Source organism: Haloferula sp. A504 (assembly GCF_044385805.1).
GTDB lineage: Bacteria > Verrucomicrobiota > Verrucomicrobiia > Verrucomicrobiales > Akkermansiaceae > Haloferula.
This window is the reverse complement of sequence record NZ_JBISBU010000071.1, coordinates 1-22,601: the sequence shown is the minus strand read 5'-3', so window position 1 is coordinate 22,601 and position 22,601 is coordinate 1. Positions and strand designations below refer to the sequence as shown.

Below are 22,601 nucleotides of genomic sequence, written 5' to 3'. Positions count from 1 at the left end.
CGCTCAGCGGCGAAAATCGTGCATGCCTTCAAAGCCTGGTTACCGAGAACTTCCAGCTGTTCGAGAATCCGAAAAGTTAATGCCGAGAAGTATAAGATCCGTGCTGCGGAAGCGGCTCTTCGTGTCTTCGAAGGGGAAGTCTTCTTCTCTTCGTTCGAATCCGTAAAGGCGGACCTCATCGATGTTCTTGGCGAATGCGACAATATACTCGTGATCTGGGGACACAGGATTGTCCCGCATGCCGGTCGCCATTCGTCTCCTCCGAACGAAATTTGCAACAAAGTTTTCTTCGCCAAATACCGTGCTGCACAGCTTAAGCAGATTGCTCATCTCTGCGTCATCAATCGAAATAAAGATCACCCCGTCCTCCCCCAGCAAATTCTTCGCTACGTACAACCTCGGATACATCATCCGCAGCCAGTTTGAGTGAAATCTCCCGGAGTCTCTCGCGTTAGTGGTGAGTTTTACGCCCTCGCCGCTGATCTGGCCGGTGTAGCGGAGGTAGGTGTCGAGGGATTCGGCGTAGTTGTCGGGATAGACGAAGTCGTTGCCGGTGTTGTAGGGCGGGTCGATGTAGATCATCTTGACCTTCCCGTAGTAGGACTTCTGCAGCAGCTTGAGCACCTCGAGGTTGTCGCCCTCGATGAAGACGTTCTTCGTCGTTTCCCAATCGACGCTTTCCTCCGGGCAGGGGACGAGGGTGCCGAGGGCGGGGGTCTGGACGGCCTTCAGCGCGTCGCGCTTGCCGGGCCATTCGAGGCCGTATTTCTCCGCGCCCGGCTCGGCGAGGGAGACGTGTTCGCCGAGCACGCCCTTGAGCTTCTCGAAGTCCACCTCGGCGGGGGTCCCTTGCGCATCGGTGGATTCGGTGAAGACCTCGGGGAAGAGTTGGCGGAGCTGCCGCCGCTTGTCGGCGGCGACATCCATGGATCGAAGGTCGAGTTTTTCCGGGGTGTCGGGCATGGGTGTCGGGAGCGTTGGGCAGGCGGATGCGAGATCAGGAAGCCTGGGGGATGAGGTAGGCGCCGGGGATGCCGGTGTCGAGGGTGGCGAGCCGGGCGTTGTGGTCGTTGGCGAGGGCCACCAGATGGGCGTCGGTGCTGCGACTGGCACCAAGGCACCATTCCGGGAGGCCGAGGGTGGAGGAAAGGTCGTCGGCGAGGAAGCGGTGGGAGGTGCCGAGGGTGCGGATGAGACCGTGTAGGACGCGGGTCGCCTCGGATGGACTGAGGCGCCCGCCCGCGCGCTGGAGCGAAACACGGATGAAGCCCAGCTCGGGGATGGCCGAGGTGAGCAGGGTGGTGTCGGCCCGGTGGATCATTTCACCGATCCAGCGGGCGGCGCGGTAGTGGTCGGCATGGTCGGCCCAGCCCCAGGCGACGAGCACATTGACGTCGAGGAGGTAGGTCACGGGAAATCAGCAAGGATTTCCCGGACGGCCTCGGTGGTGAGGTGCGGGAGGGTCGGGGCGGTGGCGAAGATTTCGGCACCGGTGTGTTCACAACGGGTCCGGGGGAGCGGTCCCGTCGCCACGGTGGGGGTGGCGACGACGCGGCTGCGGAGGAATTCCGATACGTTGAGCCCTGCTTCTCCGGCCATCCGACGGATCAGCGAGGCTTCGTCTTCGCTGACTTTGAAGCTGATGGTCTTCATGGGTAAGACGGTATTACCAGCGGTTTGAGGGGGCAAGGGAGAAAGGTGGCCCGTCTGCCCAGGGTGATCAAGCCAGGGGGAAGAGCTGGCTCGATGGAGAGGATAAATAGGATCAAGAGGATGAAATTTGTTATCTGAATCTTCCATGGCCATGGGTTTCACCGACAACAGAGCGAAAAAGACTCTAAAAGATCCCATCCATCCTGACCATCAAGTCCATCATGCATCCGAATCCCCTGCGCTCCGCTCGATTCACTCCCTAGCTTGTTCGCCCTGCCCGCCTGCCGTCTTCCAGGCTTGCGGGCGGGAAATCGGACGGTGCGTTCAGGCCTTCGATCTTCAGACGAAAATCCGGCGTAAAGCAGCGCGATTCGGGGCGGAGGGATTGCCCCGGGATTGGAAGCCGGGCAGGGTCTGGAAATGCGCGAACCGAATGAAGTGTATGAGGAGGCAATGTCGTACCGGATCGAGTATGACCGGGTGGAGTCCGAGATGCCTGAGGGGCTGACGCAGGACATGATCGAGGAATTGCACGATCTGGCGATCTCGAAGCGGAGGGAGGGGGTGCCGAGGTTGAAGCGACTGGCGAAGCGCTTTCCCGGAGTGCCGGTGCTGCAGAACTATCTGGCGGTGGCCTACGAGGTGCGGGGCGAGAAGATGCGGTCGCGGTGGGTGCGGAGCGAGATGCTGAAGCAGCATCCGGACTATTTTTTCGCCAAGGTCGCGGAGGCGAAGCGGCTCCATGAGGAAGACCGGGCGGCCGAAATGCCAACGGTTCTGGGCGAGTCGATGACGCTGCGCGAGGCGCTGGGAACCGAGGAGGATCCGCACATTTCGGAGTGGAAGAATTTCCAACTGATGGCGGCATTCTGGCACCTGGACGCCGGGCGGGTCGAGCATGCGGAGATGATTCTCAAGGCGATGCGGGAGACCGAGGGTGCCGGGGAGCTCGCGAAGATTCTCAACCAGCAGCTGATGATGGCGCGCTGGACGTCGATGCAGGACCGGATGAGGCGCGACGAGGAGCGTCGGGTCGTGGTGGAGGGGCCGCCCGAACCGGAATACCGCGAGCGGACGCCGCGCCCTGCGGTGGACCCGGCGGTGGCGGCGCTTTACGACTGGGCGGATGACCTGCCGCAGGAGGTGGTGGAGGTGATCCGCAGGCTGCCGCGGGAGTTGGCGGTGCGGGATCTAAGGGCGGTTCTGCGCGATGCGATCGACAACGCGGCCCACTATTTCCACATGGATGGCGAATATGAGGAGGCCGAGTACTGGACCGGTTTACACGCGCTGTTTCTGTTAGGGGAGCTTGCCGGGGCCGAAGGTCGGGAGCAATTACTGGAGTGCCTGTCGATGAATGGGGAGGTGGTGCGGTGGATGCTGATCGATGATTTCACCTGGCAGCCGTTGGTGGGTTTTCTCGAGGATGGCGGGTACGCGGACGTGGCGGCTTGGCTGCGGCGGCCGGGAATGTCGGAGGTGAGCCGGATGGGGATGGTGCGGGCGCTCTCGGAGCTGGCGGCGGCGCGACCGGAGAAGCGGGATCAGGCGGTGGAGGTATTGATGGATTTCGCGGGCGTGATGGCGGAAGGCGAGGCGGGGGACGGGGTGCTCGACACGCGGGTGGTGGCGGTGTTGCTGGGTGAGTTGGTGGAGTTGCGGGTGCGGCAGGCCGAGGGGCTGATCCGGCGTTTCGAGGAGCGGGGATGGGTCGAGGAGATGTGGTGCGGATCGGCCGCCGAGATGATCGGGGAGCTGGGCAAGCCCGAATCGAAGCGGCGCAAGCTGGAGAAGCTGCCGGGCTGGTATCGGAGAGAGGAGCTGGAACCCCCGGCCGGCGGTGACATGGACCTCGGGATGCTCGATCCGTGGCCGCAACCGGAGCCGTCGCCGCCGAGCTTGTACAGGCCGGAGGCGTCGCCTCAGGGTTCGGGCTTCGTGCCGCGGGTCGTGGAGCAGCCGGAGCCGGGGCGCAACGATCCGTGCCCGTGCGGCAGCGGCAGAAAATACAAGAAGTGCTGCATGAGGTAGCGGAGCCTTTGCAGCAATGCGGCTGGGGAGGTTGATGTTCGAAAATCAGATCGACGGGAGGTGGATCCAGCCTTCCTGGAAGGCAATCCTGTGATCGGATACGTCGGGGTGAATCGTCCGCCCGGTGGCGGCGAGATGGGCGGTGATGGAGGCGACGAGGGCGTCGTGGCAGTTGGCTTCGAGTTCGTGGACGCGGGGATGGGGGCCGGACCAGTCGATGCGGCAGGCGGCCGTGTCCTTCGGCTGCGATGCCAGGTCGATGCCGAGGGTGATCATCGGGGACTCGGGCTGCGCGTGCCAGACAGGAGTGTCTGACCTCCCTTTACAGGCGTTCGATGATGGCGTCGGCCATGTCCTTGGTGCCGACCTTGGTTTCGCCATCGGCTCCGGTCGCGATGTCGCCGGTCCGGAAGCCGGCGTCGATGGTCCGGGCGACGGCCGCCTCGATGAGGTCCGCCGCTTGTCCTTCGCCCAGCGAGTAGCGGAGTAGCATGGCGGCCGAAAGGATCTGGGCGATGGGGTTGGCGATGCCCTGGCCGGCGATGTCGGGCGCGGAACCGCCGCTCGGCTCGTACATGCCGAAGTAGAGGTCGGTGCCCTCCTTTTTCGCGCCGAGCGAGGCCGAAGGAAGCATGCCGAGCGAGCCGGAGATCATCGCCATTTCATCGGAAAGGATGTCGCCGAAGAGGTTCTCCGTGACCATCACGTCGAAGCTGCCCGGGCGGCGGACCAGCTGCATCGCGGCATTGTCGACGTAGAGGTGGTCCATGCGGACCTCCGGGTAGGAAGCGGCCACCTCGGTGGCGGTTTCGCGCCACAGCACCGAGGAGGCGAGGACGTTGGCCTTGTCAACCGAAGTCAGCCGCTTGCCACGCTGCATGGCGGCGGTGAAGGCGACATGGAGGATGCGTTCGATCTCGCTCTTCTTGTAGATCATGGTGTCGAAGGCGACCGGCTCGCCGTCGCGTTCCTCGCGGCCTTTCGGGCTGCCGAAATAGACGCCGCCGGTCAGCTCCCGCACGCAGAGGACGTCGAAGCCGTTCGGGATGAGCTCGTTCTTCACCGGCGAGGCGTGGGTCAGCGAGGGGAGGCAGACACCCGGACGAAGGTTGGCGAAGAGGCCGAAGTGTTTGCGCAGCGGCAGCAGGGCGCCGCGTTCCGGCTGGATGTCCGGCGGCAGCGACTCCCACTTGGGCCCTCCCACCGAGCCGAAGAGGATGGCGTCGCTCGCCTCGCAGGCGTTCACCGTCGCCTCGGGCAGCGGGTGGCCGCCGTCGTCGATCGCGGCACCGCCGACGAGGGCTTCGGTGCGCTCGGTGGCGAAGCCGGATCGGGCCTCGACGGCGTCGAGGACGCGGAGCGACTCGCTCATGACTTCCGGGCCGATGCCGTCGCCGGCAAGGACTGCGATGCGGTGGGTTCGGGACATGCGCGGAGGCTACGGCCCCGAAGTTCCCGGTTCCAAGTTCCAAGTTCCCGGGGACCGGGTCGGTGGGCGCGGTGGAAAGTCGTGGTGGATTTCCAGTTGGAATCGCGTGGAAGCCGGGCAGGCTGGCGCGGATGGAACTTCTTCCGCAAATCGGATGGCTGGTGCTCGGCCTGGCGCTGCTGTCCTTTGGTGCCGACTGGTTGGTGCGTGGTGCCTCGGATCTGGCGCTCCGGGCGCGGATTTCCCCGCTGGTCGTGGGTCTGACGGTGGTGGCCTTCGGGACCAGCGCGCCGGAGCTGATCGTGAGCCTGAAGGCCAACCTCGATCCGGAGACCCAGGCCGACATCGCCGTGGGAAACGTGGTCGGGTCGAACATCTGCAACATCGCCCTGCTGCTGGGTCTGGCCGCCCTGATCCGGCCCTTTCAAGTGAACAGCCAGATCGTCAAGCGGGAACTGCCGATCCTGCTCCTCGTCACGGCGGTGTTCGTGGTGATGATCTACGACCGCACGCTCTCCCGTTTGGAGGGGGTTCTGTTGTTCGCGGGAATCCTGATCTACGTGACGCACAGTATTCGCCTGGCGCGATCGGTTCCGGACGATCCGGCGGCGATCGAGGTGCCCGAGGAGGCGCTGGAACACTCGAAGGAGACCGGTGCCCGGGCGATCCTGTCGAGTGTCGGGTGGGTGCTGCTGGGACTGGCCGGCCTGATCTACGGCGCGGACCGCCTGGTCGAGAGTGGTGTCACGCTGGCGCGGATCGTGGGGGTGCCGGAATTGGTGATCGGCCTGACCATGGTCGCGATCGGGACCTCCCTGCCGGAGCTGGCGACAACCATCGCCGCCACGCGGAAAGGTCAGACGGACCTGATCGCCGGCAACCTGATCGGTTCCAACCTTTTCAACATCCTCGTGGTGATGGGCGTGGCGTCGGCAGTGAAGGCGATCGACGTCGCAAGCCTGAAGACGACGGACGTCGCCGTGATGTGCGGCTTCACGCTGCTGCTGATTCCCTTCCTCGCCCGGGGTGCCCGGCTCAACCGGATCGAGGGAGCCATCCTGCTCGGGGGCTACCTGGTTTATTGCCTCTGGCTGGTGAAGCCGGAGTGGCTGGGACTCGGCTGATCTTCCGCGGCTTCCGCCCGGTTCAGCGCGTTGAGCTGCAGGTTCCGCTGCCGTTCGCCTGCCAGGACTGCGAGGCCGGGGCGTAGTTGTCGAAAAATTCCGAGATGTGGGTTCCGGTGACCGACGTGCTGTCTGCAGTGTTCCATCCACACCGCAGGCGGGGCACGTAAGGCACCTGCTGGGGCCAGAAGTTGCTCTGGATTCCAAGGCTGGTCGGGAGGATGAGCGTGCAGGCGTGGGCGGAGCTGGCGAGGTCGAACAAGGTGAAGGTTCCGGGGATGGACGTCCCATCGGATTTGAGGATGACCTCGAGGCTGCCTGCGGTGCCGTCGGCGTTGAAGGTGAAGATCTGGGTCGAGGTGCTGAACTCGGCGGTCAGGGTGCGATTGCGAAAGTGTGACGGGCCGACCGCCCCCGGGTGCCTTGCGACGGCCAGGTTGTAGAAGGCTCGGTTGGCCGAGGCGTCGTCGAGATTCACGCCGGGAAGGACCGGCGAGGCGAGCGCGGTGCCGATGCCGACGTGGCGGCTGGTTACCCGGCTCCATGTTGCGAGGTCGGTCGAGCGGAAGGCGGAGACCACGCTTCCAACATTCTCGAGCGGCGAGAGGAGAAAGTCGGTGGCGACGTTTCTTTCAACCTGCAGGGTTCCGGACGCCTTCACGACTTCGGGCAGGTTCTGCGCGGTTTCGTCAAACGCCTGTGCCGCCGGGTCGGTGCGCTCGATGGTGACGGCGGTGATGGAGCTGCCGTTGTCGCCGGCGGCGATGATGGCATCGATGACCGCGCGGCTGGCGGAATCGGGAACGAGTCCGATGATGGTGTGGACGTCGTCGTAGGCCGGGATTGAGATGTTGCCGGTGAGGAAGACCTGACCGGCATTGGTGTTGGGTCCGGAGTTGGCCATCGACAGGGTGTAGCCGGTGTGCCGGGTCGTCGGAGAAAACTCATCCTTGAGCGTGTAACCGGTGTTCCCGGTGTTCGAACCGGTGCCGGATCCGGTTTGTGCGAACTTCGCAAAGCTGTTGTTGGCGGTGCGGAAGAAGGTTTCGCCGACGTAGAGCGGGTCCGTGGTGACGGCTCCCGTGAGGAAGTCGATCCTCGCCCGCTGCCCCTGGGAGAGCAGGATGAAGTTGGAGACGTTCTGCGGGGCGGTGTCGTATTGCAGTTCGACGGTGACGCGCCCCAGCGTCGTGTCGATGTGAGCAAGGAGGGCCGCTTGCGCACTTGCAATCGCCACGGTGAAGGCGACCCAGCGGAGAAGGTTTTTCACGCGGGGAGGGAAAGACGTTTCCGGCGGCCATGGCAAGCCGGGAGCAAGGGGTTGGGGTGCGCGGCGGCGGGCCGCCGCCGCCACGGACCCTCCTTCGCCAAGGCTACGGCGGGCAGGCTGCCCCGGGCCGGGGCAGCCACGCTGGTCAGGCCGGCTCCAGGTCGCCGCCGTCGCCCACCGTCGAGGAATCCGGAGGCGGTGGATTGATCTGCTTTTCCCAGATGTAGCGGCGGAAGAGCACCTTGATGGAAGCGGTCAGCGGCACGGCGAGAAGGGCACCGACGAAGCCGCCGAGGATGAGCGACCAGAAGATCATCGAGAAGATGACCGTCATCGGATGCAGCCCGACCGAGTCGCCGACGATCTTCGGGGCGGTGACGATGGAGTTGATCTGCTGGGCGATGAAGAAGATCGCGCAGACGGCGGCGATGTTGGCCCACGGGTCGGAGCCGACGATGGAGGCGTGGCTCGGGTCCGAGTAGTGGAACCAGGCGATCAGGCAGGCCGGGATGAGGGTGATGATGTTGCCGACAAAGGGAATGATGCCGACGATGGCCATCATGATGCCGATCAGCGCGCCGAGCGGCAGGCCGAAGGCGGTGAGCGCGATGCCGATGAGCAACCCGTCGATGAAGGCGACCAGGACCTGCCCGCGGAAGAACGAGATCAGGTAGCCGTTGATCTCGGTCAGCGTGCCGATGACCTCGTCCTTGAACTTCGAGGCCTTGAGTGGGACGTAGTTGTGCCAGTGCTCGCGGATGGACGCGGCGTCCTTGAGGAAGAAGTAGAGGTAGATCGGCACCATCAGGAAGCCGAGCACCAGGCCGAGCATGCCGAGGATCTTGCCGGTGCCACCCTTGGCCCATTCGAGCAGGTCGTCGCTCACGCCCTTCAACTGCTGCCACAGCGTGGTGTCGGCGAACTTGATGTCGAGGGCCGGCTTCGGGTCCTCGTCGCTGGCGGCCCAGGCGTCGAGTTTCGCGGCGATGTCCTCCCGTTTCTCCGCCCGCGAGGCGACCACGGCGTCGGCGGGGATGGGAGGGGCAAGCAGGCTGTCGATGGCCGGCTTCATCCAGGGGTGCTCGTTGCGGGTCGACGCGAGGGCCCGCACGATTTTCTGGTCGAATGTCCGATCGACGGGTTCGCCCGATTCGGCCTTCAGGCTGCGCTGCTGCCGGATGTCGTTGATCTGGTTTCCGACCATCGGGATGGTGATCGCCGCCAGAATGCCGACGACCACGAGGAAGGCCCCGAAGGTGGCGATCACCGCCTTGAGCCGGGAAAGTCCGCGCGTCTGGAACCAGCGCACGACCGGATCGAGGAGGTAGGCGATGATGCCGGCGACGGCGAGGGGCACCACCACCGGTTGGAGGAAGCCGAGGACCTGGCCGAGCAGCCAGATGAAGGCGACGACCAGCACGCCGATCACGCCGATGGCGAGGGCGGTCGCGGCACGCCACAGGGTGCGGGTCTGGAAAGGGGTGGGATGTCGCTGCATGGAAGTTCCAAGTGGGAAGTTCCAAGTTCCAAGTGGATTGGAGCCGGAACGCCGGGGGTTCTAGCAGGCTTGGTGCCGGAGGGGGATGGGAAAATGCGGAAGCTCTTGGAATCGAGTCCCGTTTGGATTGCAGGTCAGAGCGTGTCGATCCCGTTATGGATGACATAGCTCAGCCAGCCGAGAATCATGCCCCCTGCCCCGATGGAAACCGCCACGAGGGTGATCAGGAGGCGCAGCGGCAGGAGGCGGACTCGCCCGAGTGAGGCGAAGATCAGGATTGCGAATCCGATCAGGGAAGCCCCTTGGAATGCCGACGTGACCGAATTGGGAATGCCGCCCGACATGGGCAGGGCGGGATCACGAAGGCTCCAATCCGCCAACATCCAAAGCCCATGCAGTGCCGGAAATCCTGCCCATGCCACAACGCCGGACCACATGCGCCATGCATCCTTGGTGTTGGAGGGATTCGCCATACCGGAGGATGTTCCTTGTTCGGCGAGGTGATGGCCGGAGGGTAGAAACGAAGATCCGTTCAGCCCCTGGCGATCTGGTCGAGGATGCCGTTGACGAAGCGGCCGGAATCGGTGGTGCCGAACTCCTTGGCGAGATCCACGGCCTCGTTGATGGCGACCGGGTTGGGGACGTCCGGATTGTGGAGGATCTCCCAGGCGCCGAGGCGGAGGATGGCCCGGTCGATGGGATCGATGCGCTCGGGTGCGAAGTTCTCGATGACGGCGTTGAGTTGCTCGTCGAGCTGCGGCTTCAATCCGAGGACGGCATCGGCCATCCGGTCCGCCTCGGTTCGCAGCTTCTCGATCGACGCCTTGGAGCTGAGGATCTTCTTGAAGTCGGACTGCTCCGGAAAGTCCTCCGGGTGCTCGAGTTGCAGAAGTCGTTCGGAAATCCGAGCCAGGCGGTTCAGGGTGCCGGCGATGGGTTCGAGCCGGGGTCTGAGAGCGGGGTGGTCTTCCAGGATCCGCAGGAATCCGGTCCTCGCCGCCACGAGGTCCCGCTCGATGGAGAAAAGGCGTTCGATGCCGTCGGTGAAGCGCTCGGTGACGAGGTCGTCGTCGTCGTCGCGGCGGATGTTCGAGAGCGCGTGGAGCCGTGAGGACCATTCGTGCTCCAAGCTTGCGATGCGCTCCAGCAGGGTTGCGCCGGACTCGAGCGAGGGTTCTCCGGCGAGGGCCTCCAGGGCGGCGGGCAGGCGCTTCAGAAATTCATCGTGCCGCTCCTCGCGGCTCTTCGCGAGGTGGCGCATGCTTTTCCATATCGCGAGGGCGAGGGTCTTGCGGTCGGACTCGGTGACGAATCGCCAGAACGATTCGCGCAGGGCGGTCGGGTCCCCGCCGCCTTCGAGGTCGGCGCAGTAGAGGAACTGCACGACGGCCTCACGGATCTGCCGGCGGCTCGGCATGGTCAGCGGCGGTCCGGATTGGCCGGCAGGGTCCGGTTCAGTTCCTGGAAGACGTCGATCATCGCGGCGGCGGCGCGCGCCGCCTCGCGTCCGCGATTGAGCTTCGAGCCGATGCATCGCGCGTACGCCTGCTTCTCGTCGTCGACCAGCAGGACCTCGTGGATCACGGGAACCCGGTATTTGACGGCCAACTGCTGGAGGCTGTCGGTGACCGAGCGGGAGATCAGGTCGGCGTGGGCGGTGGAGCCGCGGATGACGCAGCCGAAGGCGATCAGGCAGCTTGGAGGATCGCGGTGAAGGACGGTGGAGGCGGCCACGGGAATCTCGAAGGCCCCCGGTACCCGGACCAGGTCGATGCGGGTCGAAGGCATCAGCTCGCCGATTTCCTCGACGGCGTTGTCGACCAGCGCATCGGAAAATTGTTCGTTGTACTTCGCAGCGACGATGCTGATTCTCGCTCGCGGGCCGATCGAGCGGGGTTTGGGCTGAAGCGCCGGAGACATGGTCCTGCTATGGCTTCAGAGGGTGAAATTGTCAACCGGAGTGGCGCTTTCCAAGCGCCATGACGGGGCGTGGCGGCTTTCAGCCGCGGAGCGGAGCAGGTTCTTGGCTCACGGTCGGGAAAAAACCGGACCTCCACCAGTTTTGCGACCTTTCCGATAGGTCAGGTGATGGTAAGCCGCTGAGACACAGAGATCGCAGAGTCTTCGGGGAAGTTGAGTTCATTCGTTGACCCGTCCATCCCCGCGTTCGGACTCTGCGACCTCCGTCTCCTCTGCGTTCTCTGCGTCCCGGCCATGCCCGCGCTGTTCTTCGGTGGCTCAGCAAATCTGACGGAGAGCTAAAAAAACTGTCCCGTTGTGCCTTGTTGCTGGGTCAAGGGAGGCGGTCGCTTGGTTCAACGAAGCCGGGGTTCCGGGAGCGATCTGGAGATCGCCGCGCCCCGGTATCCCCCTTCGCCAAGGCTACGGCGCGACAGGTGGCGCTTGGGAAAGCGCCACTCCCTCAGAGCCGGTGACCCATCCGGTCGCGCTTGGTGCACAGGTAGCGCTCGTTGTGCGGATTGGAGGGTGAGGAAATCGGCAGCTGCTCGACGATTTCGAGGCCGTAGCCGTCGAGCCCCACGACCTTCTTGGGATTGTTGGTCAGCAGCCGGATCTTGCCGACGCCGAGATCCTGGAGCATTTGGGCACCCATGCCGTAATCCCGCAGGTCGGCCGGGAATCCGAGCCTTTCGTTGGCCTCGATGGTGTCGAGGCCCTGCTCCTGAAGCTTGTAGGCGTGGATTTTCGCCGCGAGACCGATCCCGCGGCCTTCCTGGCGAAGGTAGAGAAGCACGCCGCCCTCCTTGGAAATCCGTTCGAGGGCGGCGTCGAGCTGCTCCCCGCAATCGCAGCGCCGCGAGCGGAAGGCGTCGCCGGTGAGGCATTCGCTGTGCACCCGGACCAGGGTGGGTTCGTCCTGCCTGATCTCGCCGCGGGACAAGGCAAGGTGATGGGAGCCGTCGATCTCGATGCGGTAGAGGTGGCAGTCGAACTCACCGTGATCGGTCGGCAGCTGGATGGTCTCCTCGCGGACGACGAGCTTCTCCGAATGGCGCCGGTACTCGATGAGCTGGGCGATGGTGCAGGCCTTCAGGTTGTGCCTCTTCTGGAAATCCCCGAGTTCTCCGACCCGCGACATCGAGCCGTCGTCGTTCATGATCTCGCAGATCACGGCGGCGGGGGGAAGCTCGGCGAGCCGGGCGAGGTCGATCGCCGCCTCGGTGTGGCCGGCGCGGCGCAGGGTGCCGCCGCGCATCGACTGGAGCGGGAAGACGTGGCCGGGCTGCACGAAGTCGTCGGGGCCGCACTTTTCATCCGCCAGCTGCCGGATGCACAAGGCACGGTCGGCGGCCGAGATGCCGGTGGTGATGCCCTTGGCGGCATCGACCGAGATGGTGAAGGCGGTCTTGTGACCTTCGCGGTTGCGTCGCGTCATTTGGGGCAGTTCGAGCTGCTCGGCCCTTTCGACGGTGATCGGCGCGCAGATCAGGCCACGGCCGTGGACGGCCATGAAGGAAACCATTTCCTGGGTGCAGAGCGAAGCCGCGCCGATCAGGTCGGCTTCGTTCTCCCGCTCCGGATCGTCGGCGACAATGACCATGCGCCCGGCGGCGATTTCGGCGATGATTTCTTCGATCGGATGAAACTCTAGGGCGGTGGCCATGGGCAGGTGAAGCGTTGGCATGTGAATGCGCGAGGTCAAGCGGCTGGGTATCCTTCCTTGCAGACCCGTGAGGCACGGGTTTAGGTAGATCGTTATGTCAGATCACGTTTACAAGAAAATCGAATTGGTGGGGTCTTCGACCGAAAGCATCGAGAAGGCGGTGGACAACGCCGTGGAGAAGGCCTCGAAGACGGTGCGCAACATGCGCTGGCTCGAAGTTGGCGAGATTCGCGGTCACATCGACGACGGCAAGGTCGCCCACTGGCAGGTGGGGGTGAAGATCGGCTTCACGCTGGACGAGTAGGCCGGTCCGCCACGCCACCGGCTGACAGACCTTCCCGCCGGCTTGCGTTTGAGCAGGCATGAAACGGTGGATGGCAATCTGGCTCGGGCTTACGCTCGCGGCTGCGGGCGTCACCAAGGTTGCGGTGATCGGTGACTCGATCTCGACCGGGGCGGGTGCCGAGGAGCCCCGCCAGAACGGCTATCCCGTGCGGATGGGCGTCCTGCTGGGAGATTCGTTTCAAGTCGAGGCCTTTGCGCTCGGTGGGCACACGCTGGTGCGGAAGAGCCGGGGGTCGCTGATGCGGAAGCCGATCTACCAGAAGGCGCTCGAGTTCGCCCCCGATGTGGCGGTCATCATGCTGGGGACCAACGACAGCAACTCGGGCGGCGGCAACCATTGGCAGTACGAAGCGGATCTCGAGACCGACCTGATGGCGATGATCTCGGACCTTCGGCAAGCCAATCCCGACGTGCTGGTTCACATCGCGGGTCCGCCGCCGATGTATCCGGAAAAGTCGGGGTTGAAACCCGACCGGATCGCCAATCTCAAGGAAAGGCACGCTCGTCTTGCGGAAATCCGGAGGCGCTTCGGGGTGGTGGCCGCAAGGGAGCCCAAGGTGCTGATCCATGATCTCGCCAGGGCCTTCGGCGCGGAGGACACGACCGACGGGGTGCATCCGACGACCGAGGGACATGCGAAGCTTGCGACCCATCTGGCGGAGATCCTCACGATCAGATTCAACGAAGCCTGCGATGTCGGAAAGGCCCTCGAGGATGCCGGAGTGAAGGCGAAGGCTTCCGATTTCGAGGGCTATGTCCGCCACGACTTCACCGTGCCCGGGGTTTCCTGCGGCGGGATCATCGTGGCGCCGAAGCAAGCGGCCGCCGGTCGTCCATGGATCTGGCGGGCACGCTTCTTCGGGCACCAACCCGGGCTCGACCTTGAGCTGCTGGACCGGGGCTGGCATGTCGCCTACTGCGACGTTTCGAACCTGTATGGCTCCGAGCAGGCGATGCTCCGGTGGGACGCGATGCACGGGTTCATGACCCGATCCCTGGGCTGTTCACCGAAGCCCGTGCTGGAGGGCATGTCGCGTGGCGGGCTTCCCATTTTCAACTGGGCGGCCCGGCACCCGGAGCGGGTTTCGGCGATCTACGGGGACAACCCGGTGTGCGACTTCCGCACCTGGCCCGGGGGCACGGGTGGAAGGCGTTCCCAGGGCGACTGGACTCGCTTGCTGAAGGTCTATGGTCTCGATGAGACCGCCGCGGCGAAGCATGAGCAGGTCGTCGATCGACTGGAGCCGGTCGCCAAAGCGAGGATCCCGGTCGCGCTGGTGTTGGGAATGAAGGACGATGTGGTGCCACCGGAGCGGAACGGGGAGGCCGTTGCGGCCCGCTACGAGTCGCTGGGCGGAGAGGTGCGGGTGTGGAAGAAGCCGGACGCCGCACATCATCCTCACGGACTTCATCCACCGGAGGAGCTGCGTCGGTTCCTGATCGAGGCATGGAAGAACGCAGAGTGAGGCGGCGACGGTCCTTCCTTCCGCCGGGTTCCGGTCTGGCGTAGGCTTCGCCCGTGGAAATCGAGGCGATTGGAAGGGTCCGGACCTGCTTTGGCGAGAAGTTCGCGGTGCCGCGTCAGCCGGGGCTCTGTCCCTCGGCGTGGGGACGGCTCGAGTTTCACGATGCCTACCGCAGTCCCGAAGCGGTGCGTGGCCTGGAAGGGTTCTCGCACGTGTGGCTGGTGTTCGGGTTTCATCTCACGGCGGACCGCGCGTGGTCACCGACCGTGCGGCCTCCGCGGCTCGGGGGGAACGAGCGGGTGGGCGTGTTTGCCAGTCGTTCGACTTTCCGGCCCAACGGCCTTGGGCTTTCGCTGGTGAAGCTCGAGGGCATCGATGCCGAGGGTCCGGTACTGCACCTCGGGGGCGTGGACCTTGTGGATGGGACGCCGATCTACGACGTGAAGCCCTACCTTCCCTATGCCGAGTCGCTGCCGGACGCCGTGGGTGGATTTGCGCCCGAAGCCCCCGATCGGATGCCGGTCGAGACCGGGGATCATCTGGCGGATTGGTGCGAGCGCGATCAACGGGTGGTGGTCGAGGCGCTTTCACTCGATCCCCGGCCGGCAGCGGGACGGGAAGAGCCGGACCGGGAATTCGGTGCCATGCTCTGTGGCCGGAACGTCCGCTTTCGCTTCGAGGATGGCGTGTGCCGGATCACCGGCGTTTCTTGAGCATTGAAAACTTAAGTTTTCCGTAGTATGTCCCCAGTCGTGAAGATTTCGATGGTTTGGACGGTCTTGCCGGGGGTGCTTTGCCTGCTGGCGGGGTGCAAGAAGGATCCGGGAGCGGGGGATCGCGAGTCGGTCGTGCAGGCGGGTTACCAACTCGACCAACCGGCCTTCTTCCGCGCGGCGGAGAGCGATGACCTGAAGGTTCTCGATGAGATGATCGATGCCGGCATGGAAGTCGTCGTCCGCGATGCCACCGGGCGAACCGCGCTGCACGCCGCGGCGGGTGCCGGCGCGATGAAGGCGATCGATTTCCTGCTCGACCGCGGGGTCGGGATCGACGTTCGGGACGAGAAGGGCCGGACGCCGCTGATGGAGGCGGTGGTTCGTTCCACGCCCGAGACCGTGCGCTACCTCCTGCGTCAGGGCTCGGATCCCCGTGCGCGGGACAATGAAAGCTACAAGCCGCTGATGCTGGCGGTCACCGAAGGACGTTCGGAAATGGTCGAGGAACTCGCCCCCTATGTCCGCGAGGATCTCGACGATTCGCTTTTCGCCGCCTCGATCCTGGACCAGGCCGATGTGATCGATGAGTTGACGAATTTCGGGGCCAGCATCTACGCGCGGCTGGCCGACGGCCGGACGCCGCTGATGGTGGCGGCGCAACGCGGCCGCAAGGACGCCGTGAACATCCTGCTGGCGATCGGTGCGAACCGGTTCGCCATGGATGGCGAAGGCCGGATGGCGGCGGACTTTGCCCGGGAGGAGGGCTTCACCGAGCTTGCCGAACGCCTGGCCGGGGAGCCCCGCGAAGGTGACTTCGAGCTGTCGGAACCCGCCGAACTCGGGGGTGAGATGATGGCCCGGATCGCGGAGGAGACAGGCGAGGTCGCCATCCTGGAAATTCCGCTGGAGGGCGATGCGGGTGACAGCGTTGATCCCGAGGTTGCCGTGGTTGAGCCAGGTGGTTCCGGAAATTCAGGCACCGCGGGTGAGACTGGCGAGGGGGATCCGGTGGTGGCGGTCGGCGGAGAAGACGGGACGGCCCCGGCGGATCCGCTGTCGGAAGGAAGCGACGTCATCGCCGGTGACCCGCCCGTGAAACCCCGGGCCGGCGAGATCCGGGTCGCCGCACTCGAAGGTGCCGTGGTTACGGGTGGCCCATCGGCGGGCACGACTTCCTCCGTGCTCCCCGACGAAGAGTCCCAGGCGCCGATCGTGATGCGTTCCTACCGCGAAAGGGAACTCCCCCTGCGGGTCGAGTCCACCCGTGAGGGGGCCGCCCGGTTCAAGGTGGCCGGGAGCGAGAGCGTGGAGGTGCCTGAAGGGGAGACGATCCCCGGTTCGAGCCTCAAGGTGATTCGCATCGAGCGCCGGATGGCGAGCGGCAAGGATCATGCCGGCGAGCCCGCGGAAATTTCGGTGGTCACCGTCGAGGACACCGCGAGCGGCGTGGACCGCGAGTTGATCGTCGGGCTGCCGGCGCTCGCCCACGATCCGGTGGCGCTGGTCGAGGATGCGGCCGGGGGAACCTACTACGTGGCTCGTACGGGACAGCGTTTCCGCTCCGCCGACGGGCGCGACTTCATTGTCGGGGATGTGCGGCCGAACCAGGTCGTGATCGAGGACATGGCGACCGGTGAGACGACCACCCTGCGTCTCCGCGGCCCCCGCGGCTGAACCCCCAGAAACCATGGAACCATCGACCACGCTTCGTCCCGGCGACTCCGTCCGGCAATTCTCCGTGCTCCTCCAGAACCGTGCCGGGGCGCTGGCGGCGCTGGCCAAGCTGCTCCGCAACAACGCCATCGAGGTGGTGGGCATCAGTGTCCAGGACTCGCGGGATGCGACCGTGGCGCGGCTCGTGGTGACCGATCCCGACTCCGCCGAGCAGATCTTCATCGAGAAGGGGATCCCGCACACGCAGTCATCGCTGGTGGTGGTGGCGTTGCGCGAGTCCGGCCCCGGCCTGTTGCAGGTCCTCGACACCCTGATGGTGGCCGAGACCAACATCGATTTCGCCTACGCGCTCATGCCTTCGGCCGAAGGCGAGGCCCGTTTGGCGATGCACGTCGAGGATCACGACTTCGCCGCCTCGGTGCTCAACCGGGCCGGCTTCAAGATCCTTTCGCAGGACGACCTGAGCCGGTGATCGGAGTGCGGACTGAAGTCCGCGCTCCATTCCTCACTCCGTCCGCGAGAGCTTGGTCAGGCCGCGCTGGAGGAGCTGGGTGTCGACGTTGGTGGCGAGGACATCGTCGAGGTAAACGGCGAAGTCCTGGTTGTCGAAGCGGATGGAGTGAAGTCCGTCGGCCGGCGTTGCGCCGAAGGCCTCGACGAGGCTCTTGATGTCGCGGACCGGCTTTCCGTTGACCTCGGTGACGATGAGGTTGCGCAGCGGCTCGTAGCCGACCGTGGCCGGAGTGGCGATGACTCCCGAGAGGAACACGACGCGATCAAAGCGCTCTTCGTAGGCTTCGGGGTTCTCATACACGTCGAGCAGGTCGAGCGGTGCCCTCGATTCCCACTCCTTGCCGAAGGTCTCCAGCATCGGGCGGGTCAGTTCCTGGAAGAGCAGGCCGCCCTTGATCAGGAAGTTCGGGGCCTTGCCGTAGGTGTAGTCCGGGACCAGGCGCTCGGCGGCCTGGAGCCGCTCCAGCGTCGCCGTGAGTTCGACCACCTCGCCGTCGCGGATGACGCCGAGCGTGACCTCGTCGCCGGCACCCTTGGATCCGCGGACCAGGTGGCTCCAGAAGACCCGTCCAAGCTCGGGATCCTCGTAGTATCCCTGCCGGTCGATGTCCATGCCGTCGACCGTCAGAATCACGTCGCCCTTCTCAAGGCCGGCCTCGTCGGCGGCGCTGCCCTTGCGAACGGTCGAAACGTAGATGCCGCCGTTGTCTTCCGGAAGCTTGAGCCACGAGCGGAAATTCGTGTCGTCCGTCGAGGTGGTCGCCACCCCGAGAGAGGGGAAGCCCTCGTAGCTGCCGTCGGCGGCATCATCGAGGAAGCGCTGAACGATGGGCGTCGCGGTGACGTCGCTGATCTGGTCGTCGGAGTTGTAGTTGGTAAGCATCCCGGCGAGCTTGCCCTCGCTCAGCACGGGCAGGGAAAAGCTGCTGGCGGACTTCTGCATCGAGGCCTTCACCTCGTAGGCGAGGAAGAACTGACCGGGCAGGAAATTGGAGATCACGTCGAGGCTCTGGATCGGGCCGCTGGTGACCAGCGGGATGCCGTTGCTTTCGACCTGGACGATGTCGAGGACGTCGCCGGGCTTGGGAGCTTCGGCGATTTCGAGCGGGACGAGGGCCTCGAAGAAATCGTCGTCCGCGTCCTCGAGGGTGAGCAGGGCGAGGTTGGCCTCGTAGTCCACCGCCTCGACCCGGGCCGGGGCGAGCTTCAGGCCATCCGCGGTTTCAAGCTCGAGGTAGGTGGCGTCGGTGACCATCTCGGCGGTCGTCAACACATGGGTGTCGCTGACGACCGCACCGAGGGATCGACGCTTCCGGGGAGCGTTCTTCTCCCACGGCTGGCGTTGGTTCCAGTCCTGCCGGGTCGAGCTGACGCGCACGGTCGAGAGCGTCGGGTCGAAGGCCGGAGCGGCCGGCTCTTCGGCGATCTCGGGCAAGGGTGCCGGCTCGATTTCCGTGATCGGATCCGGAGAGTCGCAGGCGCTGAAGGTGACCGCCGCGAGAAGGAGGAAGGGTGAGGTTCTCATTCTTCGAGATTGGAAAGTTGGTCGATGGCGTAGGTGCGCTGAATCCGCTCGTTGGCCGCCGCAACTTCGGCGCCGGGAATCACGATGGGGCGGGGCGTGCCGAGCAGTTCGATCACGAAGAACGGCGGAGGCTCGGCGGGGTGGAGCAGCTCGTGGGCGCGCTTGATGGAGGTGACCTTCTCGCCGTTGATGGTGTCGACCACCTTGCCGGTGAAGCCGCTGAGCTGGCTGTTGATCGGATCGCTCTCGATGCGGGTCAGCACGACGATGTCCTCCAATTCCGTGAAGATGCCTTCCGAAAGGTAGTCCTCATACAGTCGCCGGACGTTGATGTCGTCGAACTTGGCGGTGGCGAACAGGTTGGTGTCCAGCGGTTGGAAGACCAGTCCGGCGAAGACGATGTAGCGGGGCTGCTTCTCGTACTGGATGGCGTACATCCGGTTCTGGGGCAGGGTCTTGAGGGCGACGTCGCGGTCGTGCCAGGTGTCGCCGGAGCGGAAGCGCAGCTGGACGGTGTCGCCGGCGAACTTGCGCTCGACGATCTCGTTGAGGTCGACCTTCGCACCGTCGATCAGGATCTGGCCGGCGCTGTCGATCGGGTTGCCGTCGATCGCGGTGAGGATGTCGCCGGCCTTGAGGATGCCGTCGCACGAGCCGCTGGGGACGACGTTGGTGACGAGCACGCCGATGTCGTCGTCGGGCAGCTTCAGCGCCTGTCGCATTGCCTGGTTGAAGAGCGGGAAGGTCGAGATCGCGAGGTCGACGTAGTGGTCGTAGTGCCCGTCCTCGATGTCGGTGAGGAAGCGCCGGACGACCGGGGTCGGGATGATGTAGCCGGTGTTGTCGGCGTCGCGGCGGCCCTGGAAGGCGACGCCGATCACCTTGCCGTCCTGCAGGACGGGTCCCCCGGAGTTGCCGGGGTTGATCGCGGCATCGATCTGGATGACCAGGTGCTGGTCGGCGCGGGAGTGCGAGTAGCTTGAGAAATCGACGCGGGAAACCACGCCGCGGGTGACCGAGAGCCGCTGGCCGCCGATCGGGTAGCCGATGACCCGGACCTGGCTTTCAAGCTCCGGCACGCCGCCGATGTCGAAGACGGGGAATTCCTCGAAGTCGGAGAAGTCCTCCACCGAGAGCAGGGCGAGATCGCAGTCGTGCGCGATGTGCTCGACGCGTGCCGGGTATTTTTTCGGGCTACCGTGGACGGTGATCAGGAGGCGCCGGGTGTTGGAGACGACGTGGGCGTTGGTGAGGATCTTGTTGTCGCCGATGATGAAGCCGGTGCCGATGCCGCCGCCGAAGCGTCCGCTGTTCCACGGGGTGGCGTAGTCGGGCACCTGGACGGCGGACTCGATGCGGACGACCGAGCGATAGACTTCCGATGGGGCCGCGGCGGGTTTGTCGGGAATCGCCTGCTGGGCGGCCAGCGGGAGGGTGAGCAGGAAAAGGAGCAGGGAGCGCATGGTGCGGGAGTTCACGGGAGTAGCGAGGCGTGGGCTTGGATTTGTGGAAGATCGATGAGGCGGGGGTGCCGATTTCATCATCGGCGCTCCTAGACGTTGAAGCGGAACTCGATCACGTCGCCGTCCTTGACGACGTATTCCTTGCCCTCGATGCGGAGCTTGCCGGCGTCGCGGGCGGCGGCCTTGGAGCCGGCGGCGACGAGGTCGTCGTAGTGGACCACCTCCGCGGCGATGAAGCCGCGCTCGAAGTCGGTGTGGATCACCCCGGCGGCGGCGGGAGCCTTGTCACCGGCGGTGATCGTCCAGGCGCGGGTCTCCTGCTCGCCGGTGGTCAGGTAGGTGCGCAGGCCGAGGAGGTGATAGACGGCCTTGATCAGGGTCGAGACGCCGGAGTCGGCGACGCCCATGTCGGCGAGGAACTCGGCGGCTTCGGCGGGGTCCAGGTCGATGAGTTCCTCCTCGATGTTGGCGGAGATGACGACCGCTTCGGCACCGTGGGCTTCAGCCGCGTAGGCGGAGACCTTGGCGACCAGCGGGTGGCTTTCGGGGTTCTTCTGCGCCTCGGCGAGCTCGCCTTCGTTGACGTTGCAGGCGTAGATGGTGCGCTTGGACGAGAGCAGGAAGAACTCGCGCAGAAGCCTGGCTTCCTTGTCGTCGAGTGGAAGGGTGATGGCGGGTTTGCCCTCGTTCAGGTGGGGCATGAGCTTGTCGATCAGTTCGACCTCGGCCTTGGCCTCCTTGTCGCCGCCCTTGGCCTTCTTGGCACGGGAATCCCGGCGTTTGTCGAGCGCGGCGATGTCGGCGAGGATCAGCTCGGAATTGATGATCTCGATGTCGCGCACCGGATCGACCGAGCCGAGTTCGTGGATGATGTCGTCGTTCTCGAAGCAGCGGACGACCTGGACGATGGCGTCGGTCTCGCGGATGTTGGCGAGGAACTTGTTGCCGAGGCCGGCGCCTTCGGAGGCCCCTTCGACCAGGCCGGCGATGTCGACGAACTCGATGGCCGTGGGGATCAGCTTCTTCGACTTGGAGAGCTTGGAGAGGGGTTCGAGTCGTTCATCGGGCACGGTGACGACGCCCACGTTGGGGTCGATGGTGCAGAACGGGTAATTGGCTGCCTCCGCGTTTCGGGTGCGGGTGACGGCGTTGAAGAGGGTGGACTTGCCGACATTGGGCATTCCGACGATTCCGGCCTTGAGCATGGCGGCGCAGGCTGGGGCGGGGCTTCGCTGGTGCCAAGTGCGAAGTGATGGGCGGCGATGGCGTGGGGGAGGGAAGGACCGCGCGACGCTGTCGCGCATGGGTTAGTGGGTGGGGATCGCCAATTCAGAGAAGGCGGTTCCACGGTCGGTCGTTCCAGGGAGGGTTTCGGCGCAATCGGCGAGGCGAGGCGCGACAGCGTCGCGCGGTCCGGAAACGAAAAAGCCCGCCGGTGAGGCGGGCTTTTGGGAGAAACATGGAAGATGCGTCGATCAGCGCCGACGGCGGAGCAGGCCGAGCAGGCCAAGGCCGCCAAGGAGAGCGATGGAAGGCTCGGGAACGACGGTGAAATTGACAGTCGGATTGCTGCTGAATCCGAAGATGTTTCCGGCCGTATCAACGCCGTTTGTGTAGGACTCCGTGTAGAGCTCAAGAGTATAGTCACCTGGAGCCAAGCCATCCAGCATGCTTGTCGTTCCGCTCAGCACAGTCCACGTGTAATTTCCACTAGAGCTGTTGGAGTTGTCGGTGAACTGAGCAAAGGCTCCGGGCGATCCACCCTGCTCATAAACGGCCCAGAAAAGGTTTCCGTGGGTCACATCTGAAGACTCGTTCTCGTAGGTCTTGTATTCAAACCCTTTGACCGTGAGTACATCAGAAGTCGAGTAAGTGGTTCCGAGGCTTCCCAAGGTTGGGTTGAAACCGTCCGAGGTAAGGTTGTGACCCTGTTGGGCACCAGGTCCGGGAGTCACCCCAGTCACGACTTGGTTGTAAACGTTCCCGCCTCCGTTCAGAGAAGTCACGAAATATAAGCCATCAAAGAAGCCGGTGGCTGCGGAGGCGGGGAGAGCAAAGGCAAATGAAGCTGCGAGGACAAACAGACGATTCATAGGTTTCAGTGGGTTACGGCTGATAATGTCAAAATCCGCGGGGCGGTTTACAAGAAATTTTCCGCCAAATTACTTCGGCCTCAGGGCGTTTGTGTCGCAGGAGTTGCGGGGCCTCTGTTGCAAGGGATGTTTCCTTTTTGCTAGACATTGCCCTCAAAACCGGCAGGTTATCCGGG

22 protein-coding genes are annotated in these 22,601 nt (G+C 64.6%); 7 read left to right on the top strand and 15 right to left on the bottom strand.

From position 1 onward, the window contains the following. Window positions 1-39: 39 nt before the first annotated feature. From ACG2LG_RS21330 to ACG2LG_RS21320, 3 genes are read right to left on the bottom strand one after another with little or no spacing between them, the layout of a single operon-like run. Window positions 40-963: a site-specific DNA-methyltransferase gene (locus ACG2LG_RS21330; protein WP_396262476.1), complete on the bottom strand. Its 924-nt coding sequence runs from the start codon at window positions 961-963 to the stop codon at window positions 40-42. A 34-nt stretch (window positions 964-997) separates the two neighbouring features. Next, window positions 998-1,411: a PIN domain-containing protein gene (locus ACG2LG_RS21325; protein ID WP_396262474.1), complete on the bottom strand. Its 414-nt coding sequence runs from the start codon at window positions 1,409-1,411 to the stop codon at window positions 998-1,000. Then, complete coding sequence (locus ACG2LG_RS21320) at window positions 1,408-1,653, bottom strand: plasmid mobilization protein (RefSeq protein WP_396262472.1); 246 nt, start codon at window positions 1,651-1,653, stop codon at window positions 1,408-1,410. The genes ACG2LG_RS21325 and ACG2LG_RS21320 overlap by 4 nt, the downstream gene beginning before the upstream one ends. Window positions 1,654-2,073: 420 nt before the next feature. Here ACG2LG_RS21320 and ACG2LG_RS21315 point away from each other — a divergent pair, with 420 nt between their 5' ends. Then, a complete protein-coding gene (locus ACG2LG_RS21315; protein ID WP_396262470.1) occupies window positions 2,074-3,684 on the top strand; it encodes a YecA family protein in 1,611 nt (536 codons plus the stop codon). Window positions 3,685-3,729: 45 nt separating this feature from the next. On the opposite strand, the gene ACG2LG_RS21310 is transcribed toward ACG2LG_RS21315, so the two are convergent. Next, complete coding sequence (locus ACG2LG_RS21310; RefSeq protein ID WP_396262468.1) at window positions 3,730-3,960, bottom strand: hypothetical protein; 231 nt, start codon at window positions 3,958-3,960, stop codon at window positions 3,730-3,732. 46 nt (window positions 3,961-4,006) lie between these two features. Further along, on the bottom strand, window positions 4,007-5,113 hold the full coding sequence (leuB, locus tag ACG2LG_RS21305) for a 3-isopropylmalate dehydrogenase (RefSeq protein WP_396262466.1): 1,107 nt from the start codon (window positions 5,111-5,113) through the stop codon (window positions 4,007-4,009). Window positions 5,114-5,244: 131 nt separating this feature from the next. On the opposite strand from leuB, the gene ACG2LG_RS21300 reads away from it, so the two are divergent. Beyond that, the gene (locus ACG2LG_RS21300; RefSeq protein ID WP_396262465.1) at window positions 5,245-6,237 is read left to right on the top strand and encodes a calcium/sodium antiporter; all 993 of its coding nucleotides are present in this window, start codon (window positions 5,245-5,247) and stop codon (window positions 6,235-6,237) included. A 22-nt stretch (window positions 6,238-6,259) separates the two neighbouring features. On the opposite strand, the gene ACG2LG_RS21295 is transcribed toward ACG2LG_RS21300, so the two are convergent. The 6 genes from ACG2LG_RS21295 to ACG2LG_RS21270 all read right to left on the bottom strand — a co-directional run bounded on the left by ACG2LG_RS21295 (window position 6,260) and on the right by ACG2LG_RS21270 (window position 12,630). After that, complete coding sequence (locus ACG2LG_RS21295) at window positions 6,260-7,507, bottom strand: peptidylprolyl isomerase (protein WP_396262464.1); 1,248 nt, start codon at window positions 7,505-7,507, stop codon at window positions 6,260-6,262. Window positions 7,508-7,652: 145 nt separating this feature from the next. Then, entirely contained in the window at window positions 7,653-9,005 is a 1,353-nt protein-coding gene (locus tag ACG2LG_RS21290; RefSeq protein WP_396262462.1) for an AI-2E family transporter, read from the bottom strand. A 134-nt stretch (window positions 9,006-9,139) separates the two neighbouring features. Beyond that, window positions 9,140-9,478 (bottom strand): hypothetical protein, encoded by a 339-nt coding sequence (locus ACG2LG_RS21285; RefSeq protein ID WP_396262460.1) that lies wholly within the window; start codon window positions 9,476-9,478, stop codon window positions 9,140-9,142. Window positions 9,479-9,537: 59 nt separating this feature from the next. After that, entirely contained in the window at window positions 9,538-10,422 is an 885-nt protein-coding gene (gene nusB, locus ACG2LG_RS21280) for a transcription antitermination factor NusB (protein WP_396262458.1), read from the bottom strand. Window positions 10,423-10,424: 2 nt separating this feature from the next. Then, entirely contained in the window at window positions 10,425-10,925 is a 501-nt protein-coding gene (gene ribH / locus ACG2LG_RS21275) for a 6,7-dimethyl-8-ribityllumazine synthase (RefSeq protein WP_396262456.1), read from the bottom strand. Window positions 10,926-11,427: 502 nt separating this feature from the next. After that, window positions 11,428-12,630: a bifunctional 3,4-dihydroxy-2-butanone-4-phosphate synthase/GTP cyclohydrolase II gene (locus tag ACG2LG_RS21270; protein WP_396262454.1), complete on the bottom strand. Its 1,203-nt coding sequence runs from the start codon at window positions 12,628-12,630 to the stop codon at window positions 11,428-11,430. Between the two features lie 94 nt (window positions 12,631-12,724). On the opposite strand from ACG2LG_RS21270, the gene ACG2LG_RS21265 reads away from it, so the two are divergent. The 5 genes from ACG2LG_RS21265 to ACG2LG_RS21245 all read left to right on the top strand — a co-directional run bounded on the left by ACG2LG_RS21265 (window position 12,725) and on the right by ACG2LG_RS21245 (window position 17,303). After that, window positions 12,725-12,934 carry a dodecin gene (locus tag ACG2LG_RS21265; protein ID WP_396262452.1) on the top strand — a complete coding sequence of 70 codons (210 nt, stop codon included), beginning with the start codon at window positions 12,725-12,727 and terminating at the stop codon, window positions 12,932-12,934. 70 nt (window positions 12,935-13,004) lie between these two features. Further along, entirely contained in the window at window positions 13,005-14,441 is a 1,437-nt protein-coding gene (locus ACG2LG_RS21260) for a GDSL-type esterase/lipase family protein (protein WP_396262450.1), read from the top strand. A 53-nt stretch (window positions 14,442-14,494) separates the two neighbouring features. After that, window positions 14,495-15,154 (top strand): tRNA (N6-threonylcarbamoyladenosine(37)-N6)-methyltransferase TrmO, encoded by a 660-nt coding sequence (tsaA, locus tag ACG2LG_RS21255; protein ID WP_396262448.1) that lies wholly within the window; start codon window positions 14,495-14,497, stop codon window positions 15,152-15,154. A gap of 27 nt (window positions 15,155-15,181) precedes the next feature. Continuing rightward, on the top strand, window positions 15,182-16,831 hold the full coding sequence (locus ACG2LG_RS21250) for an ankyrin repeat domain-containing protein (protein ID WP_396262446.1): 1,650 nt from the start codon (window positions 15,182-15,184) through the stop codon (window positions 16,829-16,831). A gap of 13 nt (window positions 16,832-16,844) precedes the next feature. Beyond that, on the top strand, window positions 16,845-17,303 hold the full coding sequence (locus ACG2LG_RS21245; protein WP_396262444.1) for an acetolactate synthase: 459 nt from the start codon (window positions 16,845-16,847) through the stop codon (window positions 17,301-17,303). A 33-nt stretch (window positions 17,304-17,336) separates the two neighbouring features. Here ACG2LG_RS21245 and ACG2LG_RS21240 read toward each other — a convergent pair whose 3' ends face one another. The 4 genes from ACG2LG_RS21240 to ACG2LG_RS21225 all read right to left on the bottom strand — a co-directional run bounded on the left by ACG2LG_RS21240 (window position 17,337) and on the right by ACG2LG_RS21225 (window position 22,425). After that, a complete protein-coding gene (locus ACG2LG_RS21240; RefSeq protein WP_396262442.1) occupies window positions 17,337-18,869 on the bottom strand; it encodes a PDZ domain-containing protein in 1,533 nt (510 codons plus the stop codon). Continuing rightward, a complete protein-coding gene (locus tag ACG2LG_RS21235) occupies window positions 18,866-20,332 on the bottom strand; it encodes a trypsin-like peptidase domain-containing protein (protein ID WP_396262440.1) in 1,467 nt (488 codons plus the stop codon). The genes ACG2LG_RS21240 and ACG2LG_RS21235 overlap by 4 nt, the downstream gene beginning before the upstream one ends. A gap of 89 nt (window positions 20,333-20,421) precedes the next feature. Next, window positions 20,422-21,537 carry a redox-regulated ATPase YchF gene (gene ychF / locus ACG2LG_RS21230; RefSeq protein WP_396262438.1) on the bottom strand — a complete coding sequence of 372 codons (1,116 nt, stop codon included), beginning with the start codon at window positions 21,535-21,537 and terminating at the stop codon, window positions 20,422-20,424. A 270-nt stretch (window positions 21,538-21,807) separates the two neighbouring features. After that, window positions 21,808-22,425 (bottom strand): PEP-CTERM sorting domain-containing protein, encoded by a 618-nt coding sequence (locus ACG2LG_RS21225; protein ID WP_396262436.1) that lies wholly within the window; start codon window positions 22,423-22,425, stop codon window positions 21,808-21,810. Between the last annotated feature and the right edge of the window lie 176 nt (window positions 22,426-22,601).